18 protein-coding genes are annotated in these 19,060 nt (G+C 38.7%); 6 read left to right on the forward strand and 12 right to left on the reverse strand.

Annotated elements, in window-relative coordinates:
• Positions 1–2 precede the first annotated feature (2 nt).
• The 3 genes from G396_RS0102110 to G396_RS0102120 form a co-directional block, all read right to left on the reverse strand.
• On the reverse strand, positions 3–233 hold the full coding sequence (locus G396_RS0102110) for a helix-turn-helix domain-containing protein (RefSeq protein ID WP_028124898.1): 231 nt from the start codon (positions 231–233) through the stop codon (positions 3–5).
• 119 nt (positions 234–352) lie between these two features.
• On the reverse strand, positions 353–718 hold the full coding sequence (locus G396_RS0102115) for a type I restriction-modification system subunit M N-terminal domain-containing protein (RefSeq protein ID WP_028124899.1): 366 nt from the start codon (positions 716–718) through the stop codon (positions 353–355).
• The gene (locus tag G396_RS0102120) at positions 718–951 is read right to left on the reverse strand and encodes a helix-turn-helix domain-containing protein (RefSeq protein WP_028124900.1); all 234 of its coding nucleotides are present in this window, start codon (positions 949–951) and stop codon (positions 718–720) included. The genes G396_RS0102115 and G396_RS0102120 overlap by 1 nt, the downstream gene beginning before the upstream one ends.
• A gap of 1,320 nt (positions 952–2,271) precedes the next feature.
• Between G396_RS0102120 and G396_RS0102135 the strand changes: the two genes are divergently transcribed.
• Positions 2,272–2,568 carry a hypothetical protein gene (locus G396_RS0102135; protein WP_028124901.1) on the forward strand — a complete coding sequence of 99 codons (297 nt, stop codon included), beginning with the start codon at positions 2,272–2,274 and terminating at the stop codon, positions 2,566–2,568.
• 396 nt (positions 2,569–2,964) lie between these two features.
• On the opposite strand, the gene G396_RS0102140 is transcribed toward G396_RS0102135, so the two are convergent.
• The 6 genes from G396_RS0102140 to G396_RS0102165 form a co-directional block, all read right to left on the reverse strand.
• Positions 2,965–3,435, reverse strand: coding sequence for a Fur family transcriptional regulator (locus G396_RS0102140; RefSeq protein ID WP_028124902.1), 471 nt, complete (start codon positions 3,433–3,435; stop codon positions 2,965–2,967).
• Positions 3,436–3,602: 167 nt separating this feature from the next.
• On the reverse strand, positions 3,603–4,523 hold the full coding sequence (locus G396_RS0102145; protein ID WP_028124903.1) for an ABC transporter ATP-binding protein: 921 nt from the start codon (positions 4,521–4,523) through the stop codon (positions 3,603–3,605).
• Complete coding sequence (locus G396_RS0102150; RefSeq protein ID WP_248623896.1) at positions 4,513–5,586, reverse strand: ABC transporter ATP-binding protein; 1,074 nt, start codon at positions 5,584–5,586, stop codon at positions 4,513–4,515. The genes G396_RS0102145 and G396_RS0102150 overlap by 11 nt, the downstream gene beginning before the upstream one ends.
• Before the next feature lie 6 nt (positions 5,587–5,592).
• A complete protein-coding gene (locus G396_RS0102155) occupies positions 5,593–6,513 on the reverse strand; it encodes an ABC transporter permease (protein WP_028124905.1) in 921 nt (306 codons plus the stop codon).
• A gap of 1 nt (position 6,514) precedes the next feature.
• Positions 6,515–7,444: an ABC transporter permease gene (locus G396_RS0102160; RefSeq protein WP_006418419.1), complete on the reverse strand. Its 930-nt coding sequence runs from the start codon at positions 7,442–7,444 to the stop codon at positions 6,515–6,517.
• A gap of 393 nt (positions 7,445–7,837) precedes the next feature.
• The gene (locus G396_RS0102165) at positions 7,838–9,454 is read right to left on the reverse strand and encodes a peptide ABC transporter substrate-binding protein (protein ID WP_028124906.1); all 1,617 of its coding nucleotides are present in this window, start codon (positions 9,452–9,454) and stop codon (positions 7,838–7,840) included.
• Between the two features lie 194 nt (positions 9,455–9,648).
• Here G396_RS0102165 and G396_RS09905 point away from each other — a divergent pair, with 194 nt between their 5' ends.
• Positions 9,649–10,752 carry an FUSC family protein gene (locus tag G396_RS09905; RefSeq protein WP_051221062.1) on the forward strand — a complete coding sequence of 368 codons (1,104 nt, stop codon included), beginning with the start codon at positions 9,649–9,651 and terminating at the stop codon, positions 10,750–10,752.
• A gap of 73 nt (positions 10,753–10,825) precedes the next feature.
• On the opposite strand, the gene G396_RS0102175 is transcribed toward G396_RS09905, so the two are convergent.
• On the reverse strand, positions 10,826–12,241 hold the full coding sequence (locus G396_RS0102175; RefSeq protein ID WP_028124907.1) for a L,D-transpeptidase family protein: 1,416 nt from the start codon (positions 12,239–12,241) through the stop codon (positions 10,826–10,828).
• A gap of 147 nt (positions 12,242–12,388) precedes the next feature.
• Here G396_RS0102175 and G396_RS0102180 point away from each other — a divergent pair, with 147 nt between their 5' ends.
• Entirely contained in the window at positions 12,389–13,228 is an 840-nt protein-coding gene (locus G396_RS0102180) for a bifunctional hydroxymethylpyrimidine kinase/phosphomethylpyrimidine kinase (RefSeq protein WP_028124908.1), read from the forward strand.
• Positions 13,218–13,829 (forward strand): endonuclease III domain-containing protein, encoded by a 612-nt coding sequence (locus G396_RS09910; RefSeq protein ID WP_034907422.1) that lies wholly within the window; start codon positions 13,218–13,220, stop codon positions 13,827–13,829. The genes G396_RS0102180 and G396_RS09910 overlap by 11 nt, the downstream gene beginning before the upstream one ends.
• Before the next feature lie 378 nt (positions 13,830–14,207).
• On the opposite strand, the gene G396_RS0102190 is transcribed toward G396_RS09910, so the two are convergent.
• Positions 14,208–15,233 (reverse strand): Gfo/Idh/MocA family protein, encoded by a 1,026-nt coding sequence (locus tag G396_RS0102190; RefSeq protein ID WP_028124909.1) that lies wholly within the window; start codon positions 15,231–15,233, stop codon positions 14,208–14,210.
• 150 nt (positions 15,234–15,383) lie between these two features.
• Between G396_RS0102190 and G396_RS09915 the strand changes: the two genes are divergently transcribed.
• Positions 15,384–15,755 carry a hypothetical protein gene (locus G396_RS09915; protein WP_006418299.1) on the forward strand — a complete coding sequence of 124 codons (372 nt, stop codon included), beginning with the start codon at positions 15,384–15,386 and terminating at the stop codon, positions 15,753–15,755.
• Positions 15,709–17,541 (forward strand): excinuclease ABC subunit UvrC, encoded by a 1,833-nt coding sequence (gene uvrC / locus G396_RS0102200; RefSeq protein WP_028124910.1) that lies wholly within the window; start codon positions 15,709–15,711, stop codon positions 17,539–17,541. The genes G396_RS09915 and uvrC overlap by 47 nt, the downstream gene beginning before the upstream one ends.
• A 67-nt stretch (positions 17,542–17,608) precedes the next feature.
• On the opposite strand, the gene G396_RS0102205 is transcribed toward uvrC, so the two are convergent.
• Entirely contained in the window at positions 17,609–18,988 is a 1,380-nt protein-coding gene (locus G396_RS0102205; RefSeq protein WP_028124911.1) for a L,D-transpeptidase family protein, read from the reverse strand.
• Between the last annotated feature and the right edge of the window lie 72 nt (positions 18,989–19,060).

Here is a 19,060-nt window from a genome sequence, read left to right on the forward strand (position 1 = left end):
TTTTAACCTCTCAAATTTTTTCTTAAATTTTCGCATATTTTATATTCTAATATATCGCTTATATCACATTGGAAATAATCACATAGCTTTCCTAATGTACCCATATTAACATTCTCATTTTTTCCCATTTTTGCTATTGTCCTTGATGTTATACCTACACATTTTTGTAGATCAGTTTTATTCATTTTATTGTCTATCAATTTTTTCCATAACTTGTCATATGAAAATCCCATCTTTTCCCTCGCATTCAATATGGCTTTTTGTAAATATTTTCTTTATTATTATAACATATTATTAAATCTTTATAGACCCACAAAGTCGGATTCTGATTCACTGCCTTTTGCAGATTCCTCTATATGACGGAATGCCTTTCAAGTGTTTCATTAAGATTTTCATTATCCTTGGCTTTTGCCCTTACATTACAAAAGAGTTCAGAGGAAAGAATGAAAAAGCCTTTTTCTTGTACAAGGCCTTCTCTTGCCTCTTCAGCCATCTCATCAGACATCTGTTCAAAATCAAAATCAACATTGCCTGCTTCACTTTCTCCTGTATTGATGTAGTTAGCAATATTTTCAGAAATATATCTATAGAACATAGTACCAAGTATATAGTTTTTGAAATCCCATCCATCTACAGCACCACGAAGTTCATCTGCGATTGACCATATTGCTCTGTGAAGTTCATCACGTTCCTGTTCTTTTTTATTATCAATAGGCATTATCTTTTTCCCTCCACGTCAAAATCAAGCCATGCCTCTTCTACATCTGAATAATCAACACCATGTTCTAGGCAGAACTCTTTTATATTTTTCATAGCATTAAGGTTAGGCTTTGCTTTGCCACCTTCCCATCTATTCACAGTAGAAAATGCCACCTGTACCTCTTTGGCAAAATCTTGCTGTGTCAGAAAGCATCGTTGTCTAATTCTTTTAATTTCATCTGGAAATCTCATGATGCATCTCCTTGCGTAAATATTTCAATAATATAGCGTTATTATAACGTATAATCATAGTTTTTACTATCTCCTAAGGCTACCTTCTGTAGCTACAGGAGATTTTTTATTTTTAGGGGTTCGCTTATACTCATTTCTTCGCTTATGGATGGAAGGAAAAATATTTTTTCTAAAAGGGGCAGATTTGTTCATCTCCCAAGGCTACATAGTAGAAAGACAAATTCTACAAAAGATTTTAGGGAACTTTCAAAAGAAACCGAAAAAAACTTCCAACCTCCTTTTGAGAGTTAGAAGGAATAAAAACTTTTCTTCCAAGGTTTACTAAGCATCAATTTTCTTTGCCTGTGATTCGTAAGAAGAAATTGCTTCTTAATTCTATTGGCTTTGCTATGGTTTAATGGGGTTAATTGGCTTAATTACTTATTTCAGTTTCATGTTTCCAGATAAATCCACCCAAGCAGCTGAAAATTTTGTTTTGTCAATCTTCCTTTATGGCTTTGTGTAGATTAACCAAATTGTGCCTCTCATACCTCTACAAATCTACTTTGACCGTCGCAAGGTCAAACTCACTTGGTGGCAAGCTGGGCTCGCTCTGGCTGGAACAAGTGCCCTAACTCTCTTGTATTATCAAATACGTGGCTTTAATTAGTACAATATAATAAAATATAAAAAGCTCAAATCAAGCTAAGGGATCTTTACCTTCAAACTTGCTTAATTTGGGCTTTTTAATGAAAATAATAACTATTCTAAATTAATTTAAAAGCACAATATAAGCATTAACATCTCTTTTAGTCAACTAATAGTTCATAATAAATAAAATTACAATAATATAACTTCAAAACATTTATAAATTTTGATAAACTAACCATGTCATCTAATCTAATTAAGATATTTGCTTTTATTGCTACTATATTTTCTAGACAAAAAAGGAGATGATCTCATGGAAAATGAAAATAAAAAAAACATAGTTTAATTTACTTTTGGATCAGACTTGGTTTGGTGGTAGCTGGACTCATTGCTACTCTTTGCTTCATAATTGTTTTATTGGATACCACAGGCTTTGGTCCCTTCTTTTTTATTTTCCTCTTTTATTATGTTGTAGTTTGGTTTACTCAACTTATACTCGTCATCCCTCTCTACCTTTACCTGAATAATCAAGATAAAAAATTAACTCTCTTTCCAGCCTGCCTCACCTTAGTGACAACTTTCACTATCACTACCCTTGTCCATCTTTCTATGTCTAATTTTTAAGTGAAAATAGATCTTTCTAGAATAAATCGTCCCTCTGACTGCTTAATTTTATACATAAGGAGCTAGCCTATGAAAAGACACAGTTTACTATTTTATTGGAGCCGGATAGGTCTTATTTTACTCTTGTTAGTCCTAGTTTTCTGTATCTTTCTAATTGTGATAGAACCTTCAGGAGCTGGAGTATATTCAATCTTTTATCTTATCTATTTTCTGATGATTTGGCTCAGCCTCCTCATCTTTATTTTGCCTTTGCATTTCATCTTAAAAGTAAATCAAAAAGACTTGACTTGGTTGCAGACCCTCCCTATTTTTATTGGCTTAGCTTACTTAGCTTTTACCATTCTCAATCAAGCTGGTTTCTTTTAATATAATCTCCTAAAACTAGAAAGAAGAGATGTATAAATGATAATAATCAAACTAGCTGATCTCTAGCAAGCCTTTAAGGCTAAACTCCGTTCCAAAAACATATTATTATATTATTGGTCTTTCTTGAAACACAATACCATTATTGAATTGGCAAACCATGAAACAAAATAGATTAATCTTGTCATCTACTTTTTTTCTTGAATGACAGAAAAATTTATCTTTTCTGGTGGCAAGCTACCATCATCCTCTTTCTGGATGTCAACATCTATAAACTTGTAGGTTCCTTCAAGCCCAATCTATTTTCTTAAAAAACTTCACAAAAAATTATGCCCTAGCCAAATTCCAATTTGACTAGGGCATAATTTTTATTGCTTAAAGAAAATCCACGCTTAATATCTAGGCATCTCTTTCTTGTGCAGCTAGGTCTTGCTGACACTGGGGACACAAACCATATAATTCTATTTTTGTTTGTTGAATTTGATATCCCGTTTGAGCCATGGCTGCTTGGTTGATAACATGAATGTCGTGATAATAAAAATCATCCACCCGACCACACCGTTTACAAATCATATGATAATGACGGTCGCCCACAAAATCATAGCGGGTCCCAGACCCGGCTTGGGTAAGTTCATATAAATAGCCCGCCTCCACCAAAAAATGCAAACTATTATAAATGGTAGCTAGAGAGATTGACTTAAAATCTTGTTTTAAGTATTGGTAGATTTCTTCCGCGGTTGGATGACGATCCGTATCGATCATATAGGTCAAAATAGCTTTGCGTGGCTCGGTTATACGAAATTTGGGATACTTACTTTTTAAATCTTTAACAATTTCTTGAACTTTTTCTTGGGTCTTCGCTTGGGTCACAGTATCCCTCCTCTCCTTAATAGTTAATATTACTCTTACATCTCGTTTTTTGCAATCCTGATTCTTCCTTTACAAGATAAAAAAGAGAGCAGGTCCACCAGCTAAGCTTGTTAATTTTGCTTAGACTGTCCCGCTCTCCATAAAAGGAATCAATTTTTCTGTTCTATTTATAGACCTGCTTCGGCTTTCCAAGCCGCCACTTGGCTAGCAGATCCAAAGACAAAATGTTGGTCACCTACTTCAATCTTTTCAAGGTCTCCGTCAATTTGCGGATGTTCATAAACAATCCGACGCCGTTTAGACTCAGAAATCGGGTCAGGTTGTGGTACCGCAGACAGAAGCGACTTAGTATAAGGATGAACGGGATGGCGGTAAATATCATGGGCTAGACCGACTTCAACTAATTTACCAGCATACATCACAATAATCCGGTCGGAAATGTACTTCACCATGGATAAGTCATGAGCAATAAACAAATAGGTCAAATGCCGTTCTTTTTGGAGTTTTTTCAAGAGGTTGACCACTTGAGCTTGAATTGACACATCCAAGGCTGAAATAGGTTCATCCGCAATGATAAATTTTGGATTTAAAGCCAGGGCACGCGCAATCCCAATCCGTTGCCGTTGCCCACCCGAAAATTCATGGGCATAACGGCCGGCATGCTCACGGCTCAAGCCGACCGCTTCAAGTAATTGACCGACCCGTTCTTGGCGGTCTTTCTTTTTTGGATATAAACCATGAATGTCAAAGCCTTCAGAAATAATTTCTTGGGCGGTCATCCTGGGATTTAAAGAAGCATATGGATCCTGGAAAATCATTTGCATGTCCTTGGCATAGGCTTTCTTATCAGACTTAGATAGATTATTAGAGACCGTCTTACCGTCAAAAACTATTTCTCCATCCGTGATTTCATAAAGTCCAATTATTGACCGACCCGTGGTTGACTTGCCACAGCCTGATTCACCAACCAAACCTAAGACTTCCCCTTCATGAACATCAAATGAAATATCATCCACCGCTTTAACCGGAGCAGAAGAATTGCCGAAATATTGTTTTAAATGTTTAACTTCTAGCAACTTATTTGCCATGAGCAATCACTCCTTCCTGACCTTCAGCTAAGTAGCGATCAATCCGCGCTTGAATGACTTCAGGCACTTGAATTTTAGGGGCATCCGGATGTAATAACCAGGTCTTAGCAAAATGGTCTTCATTCACCTCAAACATAGGTGGTTCCTTTTCATAATCAACTGCTAAAGCAAAACGATTTCGAGCAGCAAAGGCATCCCCCTTGGGTGGATTGATTAAGTTAGGCGGGGCACCAGGAATCGTGTACAATTCAACCGATCCGTCATTATCCAAGTCAGGCATAGACCCCAATAAGCCCCAAGTATAAGGGTGTTTAGGATTATAGAAGATTTCATGGGCAGTCCCGTATTCAACGATTTGGCCCGCATACATGACCGCTACCTTATCCGCCACATTGGCTACAACCCCTAAGTCGTGAGTAATAAAGATGATGGAGTTACCCTTTTGGGCTTGGATTTCCTTCATTAATTCTAAAATCTGAGCTTGGATGGTCACATCCAGGGCTGTAGTCGGTTCGTCAGCAATCAACAGGTCAGGTTCAGCAGCCAAGGCAATGGCAATCACTACCCGTTGCCGCATTCCCCCAGAAAATTCATGAGGGTATTGGTTGAAACGTTTTTCAGGGTTGGAAATTCCAACTAATTTCAAAAGTTCTAAGACTTTTTCCTTAGCTTTTGCCTTGCCCACAGACTTATCGTGGATTAGGATGACTTCCATGATTTGTTTACCAATCTTAATCGTTGGATTTAAGGCCGTCATAGGGTCTTGGAAAATCATTGCAATTTCATTGCCCCGTACATGGGCCATTTCATTTTCAGATAATTCTAAAAGGTCACGTCCTTTAAAGAGGATTTGTCCCTCATCATATTGACCGGGTGGTTGCGGAATCAGCCGCATAATCGCATTTGAGGTCACAGACTTACCTGACCCAGATTCCCCTACAATCGCCAAAGTTTCACCCGGATTTAGCGAGAAGTCAACCCCACGCACCGCCTGGACTTGACCGGCAAATGTCTTAAAGGATATTTTTAAATTTTTTACTTGTAAAATAGGTTCTGTCATCATTCTTCCCTACTTTCTCAATTTTGGATCGAGGGCATCACGAAGTCCATCCCCGACCGCATTAAAGGCAAAAATCGTTAATGAAATAAGAAGGGCTGGGAAGAATAACCGCCAAGGCGCTGTCATAATTGCTTCGTTCCCTTCTGAAGCCATAGTTCCCCATGAAGCCATGGGTGGCGTCACACCAAGACCTAAATAAGACAAGAAAGATTCAGTAAAGATGGCAGATGGAATGGATAGGGTCATGGTTACAATAATTGAACCCATAGCATTGGGTAATAAGTGACGTAAGATTAAATGCTTGGTATCTGCCCCTAAAGTGCGGGCAGCGAGGACGTATTCCTGATTTTTAATCGATAAGACTTCCCCGCGGACAATCCGGGCCATCCGTACCCAGCCAGTAATTGATAAAGCCACGATCATTGGTAAGAGCCCATTATCCATTACCACCAAGAGCATTACAACGACAAGCAAGTAAGGAATGGCCGTTAAAATATCCGCAATCCGCATCATTATCGAGTCAACTCTACCACCAAGGACTCCCGATATAGCTCCCCAACTTGCCCCAATCACTAGGTCAATCAAGGCCGCAGCCAAACCAATAAATAAGGAAATCCGCGCGCCAACCCAAATCCTTACAAATATATCACGACTCAGGTTATCCGTACCAAACCAGTTACTAGCAGTTGGTGGTGTATTAAAATTTCCTGTTTGTTCCGCGAAGCTATAAGGAGACAATAATGGAACAAAGATGGCCATTAAGGCAATGACTATTAGAGTTAATAAGCCAAAGACAGCCAATTTATTTTTAAAAAAAGTACGAGCAACTTGGCCCCAGAATGAGATAGTTTTTGGACTGAGGACATCAATCTGGTCTTCTTTAATCCCAACAATTTCAAAGTCTTGGGCATTTAATACTTCTTGACTCATCTTAATCGTCAACTCCTTCCAATTTTATCCGAGGATCAACTAGGGCATAGATAATATCAACAATCAGTACCGCAAATAATAAGAGGATCGAATAGAAAACTGTCGTGCCCATAATAACCGTGTAGTCCCGGTTAGCGATAGAAGTTACAAAGTGCTTGCCTAAACCAGGAATTGCAAAGATTTTTTCTACGATAAAGGAACCAGTAATCACCCCGGCTGATAAGGGGCCTAAGTAGGTAATGACTGGTAATAAGGCATTCCTTAAAGAATGTTTAGCGACAATTTTCCACTTGGTTAAGCCTTTGGCTTTGGCTAATTTTACATATTCTGAAGTGTTTTGTTCTAACATGGAAGACCGAACTAATTTAGCTACATTCCCCATATAGGTTAAGCCAATAGCCAAGGCTGGCATAATTGAGTAAGAGAAGTCTTTCCAGCCAGAGATAGGAAACCAGTGCAACTTCAAGCCAAATGCATATTGCATTAACCCAGCTAAGATAAAGGAAGGCACCGATATCCCCAGGACGGCGATAATGGTCGCCATATAGTCACCAAATTGATTATGGTATGAAGCTGAGATGACACCCAATAAAACCCCTAATCCCACTGCTAGGAGTAAGGACTCAGCTCCTAAGGCTAAGGAAACTGGGAAACTTTCAGCAATCATATCATTGGTGGACCGATTTTTATATTTCATGGATTTACCAAAATCAAAGGTTGCAACCTTTTTGAGATAATTAACATATTGAACTGAAACAGGTTCATTCAGACCGTAAGCTTCATTCAGTTGTTTTTCAATCGCAGGTGGCATGGCTTTTTCACTAGCGAATGGATTCCCAGGTGCAATCCGCATCAAGGCAAAGGTCAAGGACACGATACAAAATAATGCAACGATAATCTGTAAAATCCGTTTTAAGATATATTTGAACACCTTTTTCCCCTTCTTTCTGAAACTCTAAAAATATTAAAAGTCTCAATTAATTTTAATTATATTCTCATTTTACTCATTAAAAATTTAAAGTCAATGTGATTTTACAAAAACTTGTTTTAAAATAAAGATAATTCGTTAAAAACACCCAGTAGTGGGACTGCCTTTGACGTCCCATTACCTTTATAAGAAACCACGTTTGCTTGGCAAATCTGACACTCTGTCCCTAATTGCTAAAGCATAAAAGGACAGAGCGAAGCGCTGACAGGCTTATTAGGGATCCACGTTCATTCCATTCGCCTGGTCTATTGGGGCTGGGCAAAAAAGCCCAGTCCCGCTCCCAATAGAAAAGAGCCTGGGGGGAATTCCCAAGCTCTTAATACAGAAGGGGTATGGTTATTCGATGACAACGTCTTTAAGATTTACGTTACCTAAGGCATCTGGTTCCATATTCTTAACATTGTCTTTCTTCACGAACAAGTTAGTGTAGTAGTAAAGTGGAATCACTGGCATTTCATCAACAAGAATTGCTTCAGCTTGTTTCATTAAATCGGTCCGTTTAGCAGGATCTTGTTCATTGGCAGCTTGATCCATTAAATCTTTATATTCTGGATTTTCCCAGCCGGTATCATTGTTACCATCAGCTGCCGTTTTATACATATCTAAGAAGGAAGAAGCATCATTGTAGTCAGCAATCCAACCTAGACGGGCTACTTGGTAGTCCATATTAGATACTTGATCTAAGTATACTTGCCATTCGGCATTATTAATTTCAGTTTGAATACCTAAGTTCTTAGCCCAACCTTCTTGAATATATTGAGCAATGGCAGAGTGAGCTTCGGAAGTATTAATAGAAATGGCAATACTTAATTCAGAAGGATCAGACATACCTAATTCTTCCAAACCTTTTGCCAAGAATTCTTTCGCTGCTTCGACATCATTATCTTTGAAGTAACCACGATCTTCTTCAAAACCTTCAATAGTTGGTGGTACAATACCTAGAGCTGGTGTTTGTTCACCTTTAATAACATTATCAATTAAACCTTGACGGTCAATCGCTAAAGCGAGTGCTTTACGAATGTTTACATTAGACATGACTTCATCTGTTGTATTAACCTTGTACCAATAGATGGCAGCATAAGGATTTATATTCAAACTCTTATCATTCTTATAGGTTTCAATCGAATCTAAAGATACTGTATTATATGGCGCACCTAGATAATCTAAGTCACCGGCTTGGTATTGGGCATTGGCTGTTGCTTCAGACTCAATCATTTGAACATTCACTGTTTCGAGACTGACATTATCCTTGTCCCAATAGTTTTCATTTTTAGCTAAAACATAATCAGAGTTATGATTCCACTCAGATAAGACGAAAGGACCATTGACTACATAACCATCCCCCGCTTCAGCAGCCCAATCATCACCTGCTTCAACTGCTTTTTGGTTGACTGGCATGAAAGTGTAGTGAGCGACTAATTCTGGGAAGTATGCTACTGGTGAATTTAACTTAACTTCTAAAGTTTGGTCGTCCACAGCTTTAATTCCAACGGCATCAACTTCACCTTCGCCATTATTATAAGCTTCGGCTCCTTCAATCACATAAAGTAAGGATGCATATTCAGAAGCAGTTTCAGGATTCAAGACCCTTTTCCAAGCATATTCAAAATCTTTAGCAGTCACTGGATCACCATTAGACCAAACTGCATTCTCACGTAAATTAAATGTGACCATCTTACCATCTTCAGAGACTTCCCAAGACTCAGCTACAGCTGGTTGTGGTTCGCCATCTTTCATGGAGGTTAACCCTTCAAAAACATTCTTAATAATTGCACCAGAAGTTGAGTCCGTAGCAAGCGCAGGATCAATGGTTGGTGGTTCAGAAGTAGTAGAAATATTTAAGACTTGCTCAGCCTGAGCATAAGTCAATTGACTGGCCAAGGGAGAGAGACTTGATACTAACATAGAAGCTAAGGCAGTGACAGCAAGTCCTGCTTTAAGAAACTTTTTCATAAGATTACCTCCTGTAAAATTAAAATTAGATTAAATACATTAAAACCCTAATAGATTAAAAAGTCAACACTTTTTTAAATTTTAATTTAATAAAAGTAGGATCTTTTCTTTTTTTGCAAAAAAAATCCTTCTACTTGAAATTTTCTGCCTATCCTCTAATATGAAGGTATAAGAAAAATAGGAGACAACTTATTATGAAAATTGGAGCCCGCGTCTTAAAAACTGGACTAGCCATTAGCCTCTCAATTATGCTGTCCATCTTGCTACTCCCCAATTCTACAGGAGTCTTTGCAGGGATTGCAGCCATTACTACAACCATGCCTTCTGTTCGTAAATCATACGAAATGCTAATCAAACGCTTCAATGCTAACTTTATCGGCGGTGTCGTTGCGGTCATTGCCCTCTATACCATTGGGCCTGGTCCCGTCACCACTGGGATTGCAGCCATTATTACGATTGCCATTTTAAATTACCTCAAATTAGCTGACGTATTAACCCTATCGGTCATTACAGTGGTTGCGGTCATGGTAAATGATTCAAATATTTATTATATTACCGCCCTTACCCGGGTCTTTGATACCTTGATTGGAGTTGTGGTTTCATTTGCAGTGAACTGGCTAATTTATCCACCTCACTATGATGAGAAATTCTACGAGAATTTAACGACCACTACAGCAGAAATTCTGACCTTGATTCGGGCAGAATTACGGAATAATATTTCCTTCACCATTCTTAACCAAGATTTAATCAAAGCCCGAAAGTCACTAAAAGAGAGTCGAACCTTATTCGAACTTATCCGGGGCGAAATGATTCCCCGAAAAGCCAACCGTCAAGTAATTGCCCGTAAATATGTTGTTTACAAGCATATGGTCTTGGCCACAGAACAAGCTGTCAAATTAACGGATGCTTTTCACCAATATGACCATGTTTTTAAAAATTTTGATCAAGACCTTCGCCTATTAATTCGTGAGCGGGTTGAGACCCTTTTAACCGCCCATGAACAGATTCTAATGAAATTTGAAGGCCGGATCTATGTAGATCAAGTTAATTTCATGACGACTAGCCGTGATTACCGCAAAAATTATATTAGTCACTTCTTCCAACAAGCTCTGGTTGAGTTAGATATCGAAGATACCAGTCAAATAGATGTCAATGGGATTATTCACATCATGTCTGCTATCTATACCTATGAAGAAGAAATTCATACCCTGAATCGTTTAATTAAGTCTTACTTACATCGTTATAATATTTCGAATGGGGTCATTGAAAAACCTCATGATGGTATTACAAACGTTTAATAAAAACACCTAACTGTGTTCATGGATTAGTCATTAAACTAATCGCTAAAAACAAAGTTAGGTGTTTATTTTTTTAAAAAATCATCACAGGCATGCCCACATAGACAATTTGAAAGACTTCCTGCATGGCGGATAAAGGCGTATTAATACAACCTAAAGATCCTGAGGATTGATAAACATTCCCTCCAAATTGCGATTGCCATTGGGCATCATGAATACCTTGGCCATTATTATCAAAGGCAATCCAATAGTCCACCGGTTGTACATATTCTTTTTCGGTCCGTGGATTATAACCACGTAAATCGGTCTTTTCTAATTTTTGCCAGACCTGATAGGCGCCTGGCACAGTCAAGGTGCCTATATTTCCTGAAACGATAGGGGTTTCTAGCACTAAGGCCCCTTCTAGATAAACTAACATCATCTGATGGCTTAAGTCCACTTCAACATAGGAATTACCGATTTCATTCTCAGCCATGTAGCCTTGACCCGCAATGGCTGGCTCGCGTTTGTAAGAACCACCCTTTAGAATATTCTCGGCAATAACAGGCGCCTCTGCGTCTGGATCGATATACCAACCAAAGGTGCCTGATTCAACTGTGACTAGCCCTTGATAGGTAGATTGAAATTCATGTTTCCCAAACAAGGAAGAATAAGTTTCATTTAATTGATAAATATAATCTTTGATGGCTTCTTGGTCCACCTGGGCCTGGCCTTGATCATCCAGATGCAACCAAGCTTTAATCTGGTCTTGTGGAATAGTAACCGATTCATGATTAAACTCTAGGGTAATCTGTGTCGCCTCTTTAGCTTGATAATCAGCTTGTAAGTCCTGGATACCCTTGCCATCCTTGGTATACTTAGGTTGTTTATAAGCTGTTTTTAAATCAATTTTGTCTAATCCCTGACTGAGACCTTGGGCAATGGCTTGTCGCATTGACTCTGAGTCGATATTATTTCCATATTTTTCTTCAATAACTTGCAAACTACCATCCTCAGCTTCAGTTAATCTGGCGTTCTGGGTAGCCTCTCTTTGGCTATTATCAATCCCTAAACCTTGAATGAGCTGATCAACTTGGCTGTCGTTAGCAAGTAGACTTGGTTGCGCTTCAAGTTGACGATTTCCCTTTAGGATTTGAATTGGCCAGACCCACGCCCATTGTTTCGCTAAACCTTCCTGCCAATCAAAACTATTTGGATAGTCTAGCTCAAATTGATTTAATTGGACAAAGCCTAAGTCTTTGCCTCCTTCTTGAAAATCAACCACTTCTTGACCTAGTTTAGACTTGACTTCGGTTAAGGCCTCTTGTTGATCACGATTGCCAATTGGAACCCCCGCTGCAAAGGTATTCGGTAAATAGTGGTTTTGGTAGAATATTATTCCAATAATATATAAGATAATTAGCAAGGCCAGAATGACCTGCAGGGCAAATGTTTGTTTATTTTTTGCTCTTAACTTTTTTAATAGTGGGATTATTTGCTTTGTTTGCATTTTTTCTGACCTCCTTTATTAGTTTACTATATTATACTATAAGATAGGATTGAATGTCTGACCTATGAATTGAAAAAATGATTTTCTTGAATATTTTCGATAGTAAGTTAAGATAGAAACAGATTCTCAATAGAAAGTGAGATAATTATGTCACGTTTACTCTTAATTAATGATATTCCAGGAGCAAGCAAGGTTGCAGCTAACACTAATTTACCTGTCTTGACGACTATGGGATTAGAAACGGCCTTATTACCCACTATGATTTTGTCCAGTCATATGGGTTATCAACCTGTGATTCAAGCCTTAACTGATAGCTTTGCACTAAGTCTGAACCATATTAAAAAGCTAAATTTCCATTATGAAGCCATGTTTACTGGGTATTTTGCCCAAGAAAATCAAATTGATACGGTCTTAAGCAAACACCAAGACTTAGCTGACCGACTTTATTTAGACCCCATCATGGGTGATGGCGGCCATTTATATACTAGCTTTGACTACAATTTTGTCCAAAAAATGCGAAAGCTCGTAGGGCAAGCCCAAATGATTTTTCCAAACCTAACCGAGGCTAGCCTCCTAACCCAGCAGGCTTTTAAGGCACGCCCCTCAGAATCCGACCTACTTAGTCTGAGTGACGCTTTGCTAGACCTGGGCTGTCAACAAGTCGTAATTACCGGTGTACTGAATCAAAACCACAGTCAAATTGGTTTTTATTACCGCGACCAAACTAGGGCTAGAGGAAAATATTACTTCCATAACTATTATCCCCAACCCCTCTATGGTACCGGTGACTTAGCCGCCAGCCTTATTACTGGTTTTAGCGAAAATCAATATGGTCCTGACCAAGCCCTTAGACTAACGAGTCGGCTGATGGATACCATCATCAACTATTCGCTTAGTCATCCAGGACAACAAGCCAATACCCTAGCCTTTGAGCCATTTTTAGTTCAAATGGGTCAACTAGCCAAGGAAGGTCATTATGGTTCTTAGTGATAAAGCAGCTTATGACTTTCTTCAAAAGATTATGAAACTTTATCCCCAAGCTCAACCCCAATTAATTTATGAGAATGCTTTTCAGTTAGTCGTGGCCCTCATCCTGAGTGCCCGCACCTCCGACCAAGCCCTAGCAAAAATCACCCCTACCTTGTTCACGCGTTACCCCACTCCGGCTGACCTAGCCCAATCAAAACCTACCGAGATTGAAGCTTACATCAATCAAATTGGTCTTTACCATCAAAAAGCTAAATATCTTTACCAGACAGGTCAAATTTTAGTCGATCAATTTGAGGGTCAAGTTCCAGCCACCCGGGATGATTTAATGAAACTGGCCGGAATTGGCCGAAAATCTGCCAACCTGGTCTTATCAAAAGCCTTCAACATTCCTGCCTTTGCGGTCGATAGTCATATTCAGCGGATTGCTTACCATCATGGTTTAGTAAGTCCAGGTGCCTCATTATTGAAAATCGAAAACCGGGTTTGTCAACTGCTGGAAGCAGACCAGTGGGGCCATGCTCACCAAGCCATGATTGAATTTGGCCGCCACCACTGCCGGCCCGGCGGACGCGGAGATTGTTTGACTTGTTTTAAATAGGATTTCTTTTTATAACTGAAAATTTTTACCTGTTAAAATTCAATACATGGCAGACATGTATGTGTAAGTTTGGTGGTCAAGAAAGCTTTGGGAGTAGTCAAAGTACAACCGACAAGTGTTTTGTGCATCGAAATTGATTAAAGCACCCTTCTCAAACTTTCTGTGCATTGAGATGAACCAATGCACATCCCTCGAATTTTTTGTGCATTAAAATCAATCAAAGCACAACCATCAAGAGTTTTGTCGGTTAGAACAGGACCAGTCACAAAAACCCTAGTCCCCAGTTCAGTTTAATTTACATAAATTGGGAGCTAGACAAAGTCCGGCTCCCTTTTTTTACTTTTTTTGTTCCTAATCCAACTAAGAAAAAGTTATCTTTTAAAATTCATCTATTTCTGGTAATTTTGCTGATTTTCTTAAGAGTTCCATGGTTTGAGTCACTGCTAAAGAAGTTTGCTTCCAGTCTTCATAAACATAGGATAAATGTGTATCATCAGGATGGTTAATCACTTCAGCAAAATTAACCAATTCGTCATACATTGGATTTTCTGGTGTATAAGCAATTAACGTTGCTTCCTGACCAGAAGCATCAATCAAGTCAACGCGATCAATCCGGGTAATTCCATGAATCACAATCGTTTCATCATCCACATAAATTTCAGAGGTCAATTGGGAATGGACTCCTTTAGAAAGAAAGATATTTACCATAAAATCAGCATATTTGAGGTGAATTGTCCCAAATAAATCGACCCCATTTTTACCTTTTTGGGCATTATAACGAACACTTTGAGGTAGACCAAATAAATCAATAGCTACATAAAGCGGGTATACCCCTAGGTCCATCAAGGCCCCCCCGGCCATAGCAGGATTAAAAACATTGGGCCCTTTTTCGCCTTTTTCCATAGCCGCTAAGTATTGAACATAGCGTGAGGAATATTGACCAATATTAAAATTAGCCCCTAAAAAAGGTTGGCTGATTTCATCGAGCTTTCCTTTAACGAGTTCTTTTAGGCGGCGGTAGTTTCGATTTTGATAGTGGACCGCTGCTTCAAAGAAAAAGACGCCATTACGATTAGCAGCCTCTTCGAGTTCATGCCATTGAGCAATTGAAGTCACGATTGGTTTTTCAACAATCACATGCTTGCCCGCTTTGACGGCACGTAAGGCCTGGCTAAAATGCATAGCATTGGGACTCGCAATATAGACTAGATCAACCTCTGGATCAAATAAAATATTATTTAAAGCGTCCGTATAATAATCCGCTTGGTAAACTTGAGCAAAATCCTTTGCCGTATCGACCGACCGTGAATACACTGCCTTTAAGTGGTACAAATCAGTTAACTTACATGCTTTAATAAATTGTTCAGTAATCCAGGAAGTTCCAATTGTTGCTACATTTATCATAGATTACCCTCCTGTTTAATCATTTTCTTAAATTATATCACACTTATACTACTTGCGAGTAGAGGCTATCAAACACTTTTTAATCTTGAGCACACTAAAGCTTTGGCTTGACTAAATTTGCTATAATAGAAATATAAAAGGAGGGTTAAGATGACAGCGTTAGATAAACTTCAAATCAAGGGCCAACTAGTCAAAAGTAAATTTATTCAAGCCAAAGACGCCCAATTACTTTATATCCAAGTACTTTCTAAGCAAAATGAAAAAATTAATGCCCTCTTAGCCAAACATGGACTGGAATTCCTAATGGACCATCAGGAGGGAGACCCGGTCACTCTTTATGGTCACTATAATCAAAAACACCAATTTGTGGTTGAAAAATATCTATCGGCCCAAAAAGGGACAAGCTTATACGATCCGAAGCAACCCAAACATTTAAAATATCCCCACCAAAAAAAATCTAACCTAAGGAGGACCTATGACTCATCCTCAAGACAAGCAAAATACCGATGTAAAAACGAATGACATTCGCCAACATATCGAACAAAAATTAGCTATTTTACCAAATGAACCTGGTTGTTACATTATGAAAGACAAAAATGGTCATATTATCTATGTGGGTAAGGCTAAAATCCTAAAAAATCGGGTCCGCTCATACTTCCGCGGCGCTCATGATACCAAGACAACCAAGTTAGTTTCTGAAATTTGTGACTTTGAGTTTATTGTAACCAATTCTAATAAAGAAGCCTTAATTTTGGAAATCAATTTAATCCAGAAATATAAACCCCAATATAATATTCGTCTTAAAGAGGGAACCATGTATCCCTACCTAAAGATCACCAAAGAAAAAGACCCCCAACTCATCATTACTAATACAGTAAAAAATGATGGCGGTACCTACTTTGGCCCCTTCCCGAATGTTTATGCAGCAACTCAGACCCAACAAGTTTTATATAAGGCTTATCCATTACGCCACTGTGGCCTCAATGAAAAACGCGCTTGCTTCTATTACCACCTCGGCCAATGTATTGGACCCTGCGACCACGAAGTCCCGCAAGAAGTCTATGACCGCCAAATTGATAAGATTAAACGATTTTTCAAAGGGGATGTCGCCGAAATTAAGACAGCTTTAAAGGAGAAAATGGAAACTGCCGCCGAAAAAATGGAATTTGAACAAGCCGCTGACTATCGCGACCAAATCCGCTATATTGAAACCACAGTCGAACAACAAAACGTCATGAATAAAGACTATGACAATATGGATGTCTTCGCCTATGTCATGGACAAGTCCTGGTTATCTATTCAGGTCTTCATGTTACGTCAAGGATCTATACTAAAACGCAAGGCAATTATCGAGCCTTCTTATGGTAATCCTGAGGAAGAAGTTACTTCCCTGATTGCCCGTTTCTATAAGGAACAAGCCCAAATCCAACCCAAGGCCATTCTCGTTCCTTCGGATGTTGACCATGAACTCCTCCATGATTTCCTTGATCTGCCCGTTTCAACCCCACTTCGAGGTAAGAAACATTCTATCTTAGAGCTTTGCGAGAAAAATGCTAAGATCGCCCTCGATGAAAAATTCCGATTGGATGCTATGAGTCACAAGAAAACCGTCCAAGCCGTTCAAGAATTAGCAGATGCCCTTAATATTCCCCAAGCCGAACATATTGAATCCTTTGACCATTCGAATATTCAAGGAACCAATGCGGTCTCAGGTATGGTGGTCTACACCCATGGTAAGGAAGATCGGAAAAATTACCGCAAATATAAAATTAAAACTGTGGAGGGTGCCAATGAATTTGCTTCGACCCAAGAAGTTATCCGCCGCCGCTATAGCCGCTTACTTAAAGAAGAAAAGCCCCTACCTGATTTAATCCTTATGGACGGGGGCATTGTCCAAGTCCGCGCTGCTCGCGATGTGATTGAAAATGAATTAGGTCTAGCTATCCCGGTAGCTGGCATGGTCAAAAATGACCACCATAAAACCGCCGCCCTCTTAGATGGATATAGTGAAAAAATCATATATTTAGATCCCCGAAGTCAGGCTTTCCGCCTCCTTCAAAGAGTCCAAGAAGAAGTCCACCGATATGCAATTTCTTACCACCGCAATGTCCGTTCTAAGAATACCTTCGCTTCAATCTTAGAAGAAATCGATGGGGTTGGACCTAAGACCCGCAGCAAATTATTGAAGCACTTTAAATCCTTACAGAAAATTAAAATCGCAAGTTCCGAAGAAATTCAAGCCCTTGGAATTAATCAAAAAACAGCTATAGCTGTTTTAGAAGCTTTAAATAAAACAAGCAGAGATTAGGATATTAAATATCCTAATCTCTGCTTTATTTTTTATTTTAAATAATCACTAGATCTATTTTTTTAACTTAGAAAACAATCACAGGGGTCCCGTAATCCACATAAGAATAGATTAAAGATACTTGGTCATATGGAGTGTTAATACAACCCAGTGAACCTGCATAGGTATGGACATCGCCACCAAAGGCTGATTGCCAAGAAGCGTCATGAATACCTTGGGCCTTATCATCAAAACGAATCCAGTAGGATACTGGGGTTGAATAATTCACATTGTAGAATTGATTGTACCCCACTAAATTCGTGTCAGTTAGCATTTCAATGACAGCATTGGCTCCTGGTACTGTTTCAGCCCCATCTTTACCTGAAACAATAGGGGTTTCTGTAATTAGGGTACCTTCATAGTATAGGTACATAGTTTGACTAGCTAAATCAACCTCAACATAAGTATCACCAATATCATCAGCTGCCCCTGCAATTCCTCCAGTAGAGTAAAAGACTGGCTCAGCTGGAACTGACTTGCCCGCTTCTAAAGCTGAAGCAATGGCTTCTGTTTCGGCTTCAACATCAATTTCCCAACCTAAAATTCCTGGTTGGACTTCTACTTTACCAAAGTTAGTCGAATTAAATTCACGATATTTATTAAAGGTTGAATATTTTTCATTGAGCTCGGTTAAATAAGCAGCAATGGCTTCGCGGTCTAATTGAATTTCATCATCATCCGATAAAGTCATCCATGATTCAATCTTCTTTTTGTCAGTTTCAACGGTGTCACCACCTAATTCAAAAGAAAATTCATTATTTGCAATTTTATCGATTTTAGTTAACTTATCTTGAAGTTTCTTATTATCTTCCACTGCGATTGGTTGATCATAAGCTTCTTCTAATTTAATGTCTGTTTCTTTAGTGGTTAAAGCTTGATCTAGAACTTCTTCCAGCTTTTCTGCTTGGATTTCAGTGCCAGCCTGTCCTTCTGTTGCGTAGTATCCTTTAGCTTCATCATAAGCCAATTCTGCTTGGATGGCAGGTTTGCGTTTGTTCCCCTTAAGCTCACTTTGATTTAAATCAGAGGCTAAATCAGCCACATCTAAATCAACTTCTTGACCTAAACTATCAGCATACACCTTAGCCGTCAGCATTTCACTCATCCAATTAGCATGGTCTTGTTGCTTAAAGGCTTGCTTGATTGATTTATTTAAGTTGAAAGTTGGCTTTAAATCAGCCAATTGAATTTTTTTAACTGTTTGGCCATCCTCGATTAATTTATATTCTTTAGCTAAGAGTTGTTTTTCAACTTTGTCGCTCGCTGCTTTGACTGTAAGGTTAGAAATATCAATCCCTGCATATTGAGAATTGAAATTAAAATGGTCTTGAAAGTAAAAGAAACCTCCACAATAGATTAACCCAAAAAGAACAAAAACACCCATCACGAGCTTTAAGAACTTTTTCATCGCAGTAACCCTTCCTTTATAATTCGATAATAATCTTTAAAAAATATTAAGTATTTAAAAGATACCATGAAA

The sequence above is a fragment of the Eremococcus coleocola DSM 15696 genome (assembly GCF_000428865.1).
Lineage (GTDB): Bacteria > Bacillota > Bacilli > Lactobacillales > Aerococcaceae > Eremococcus > Eremococcus coleocola.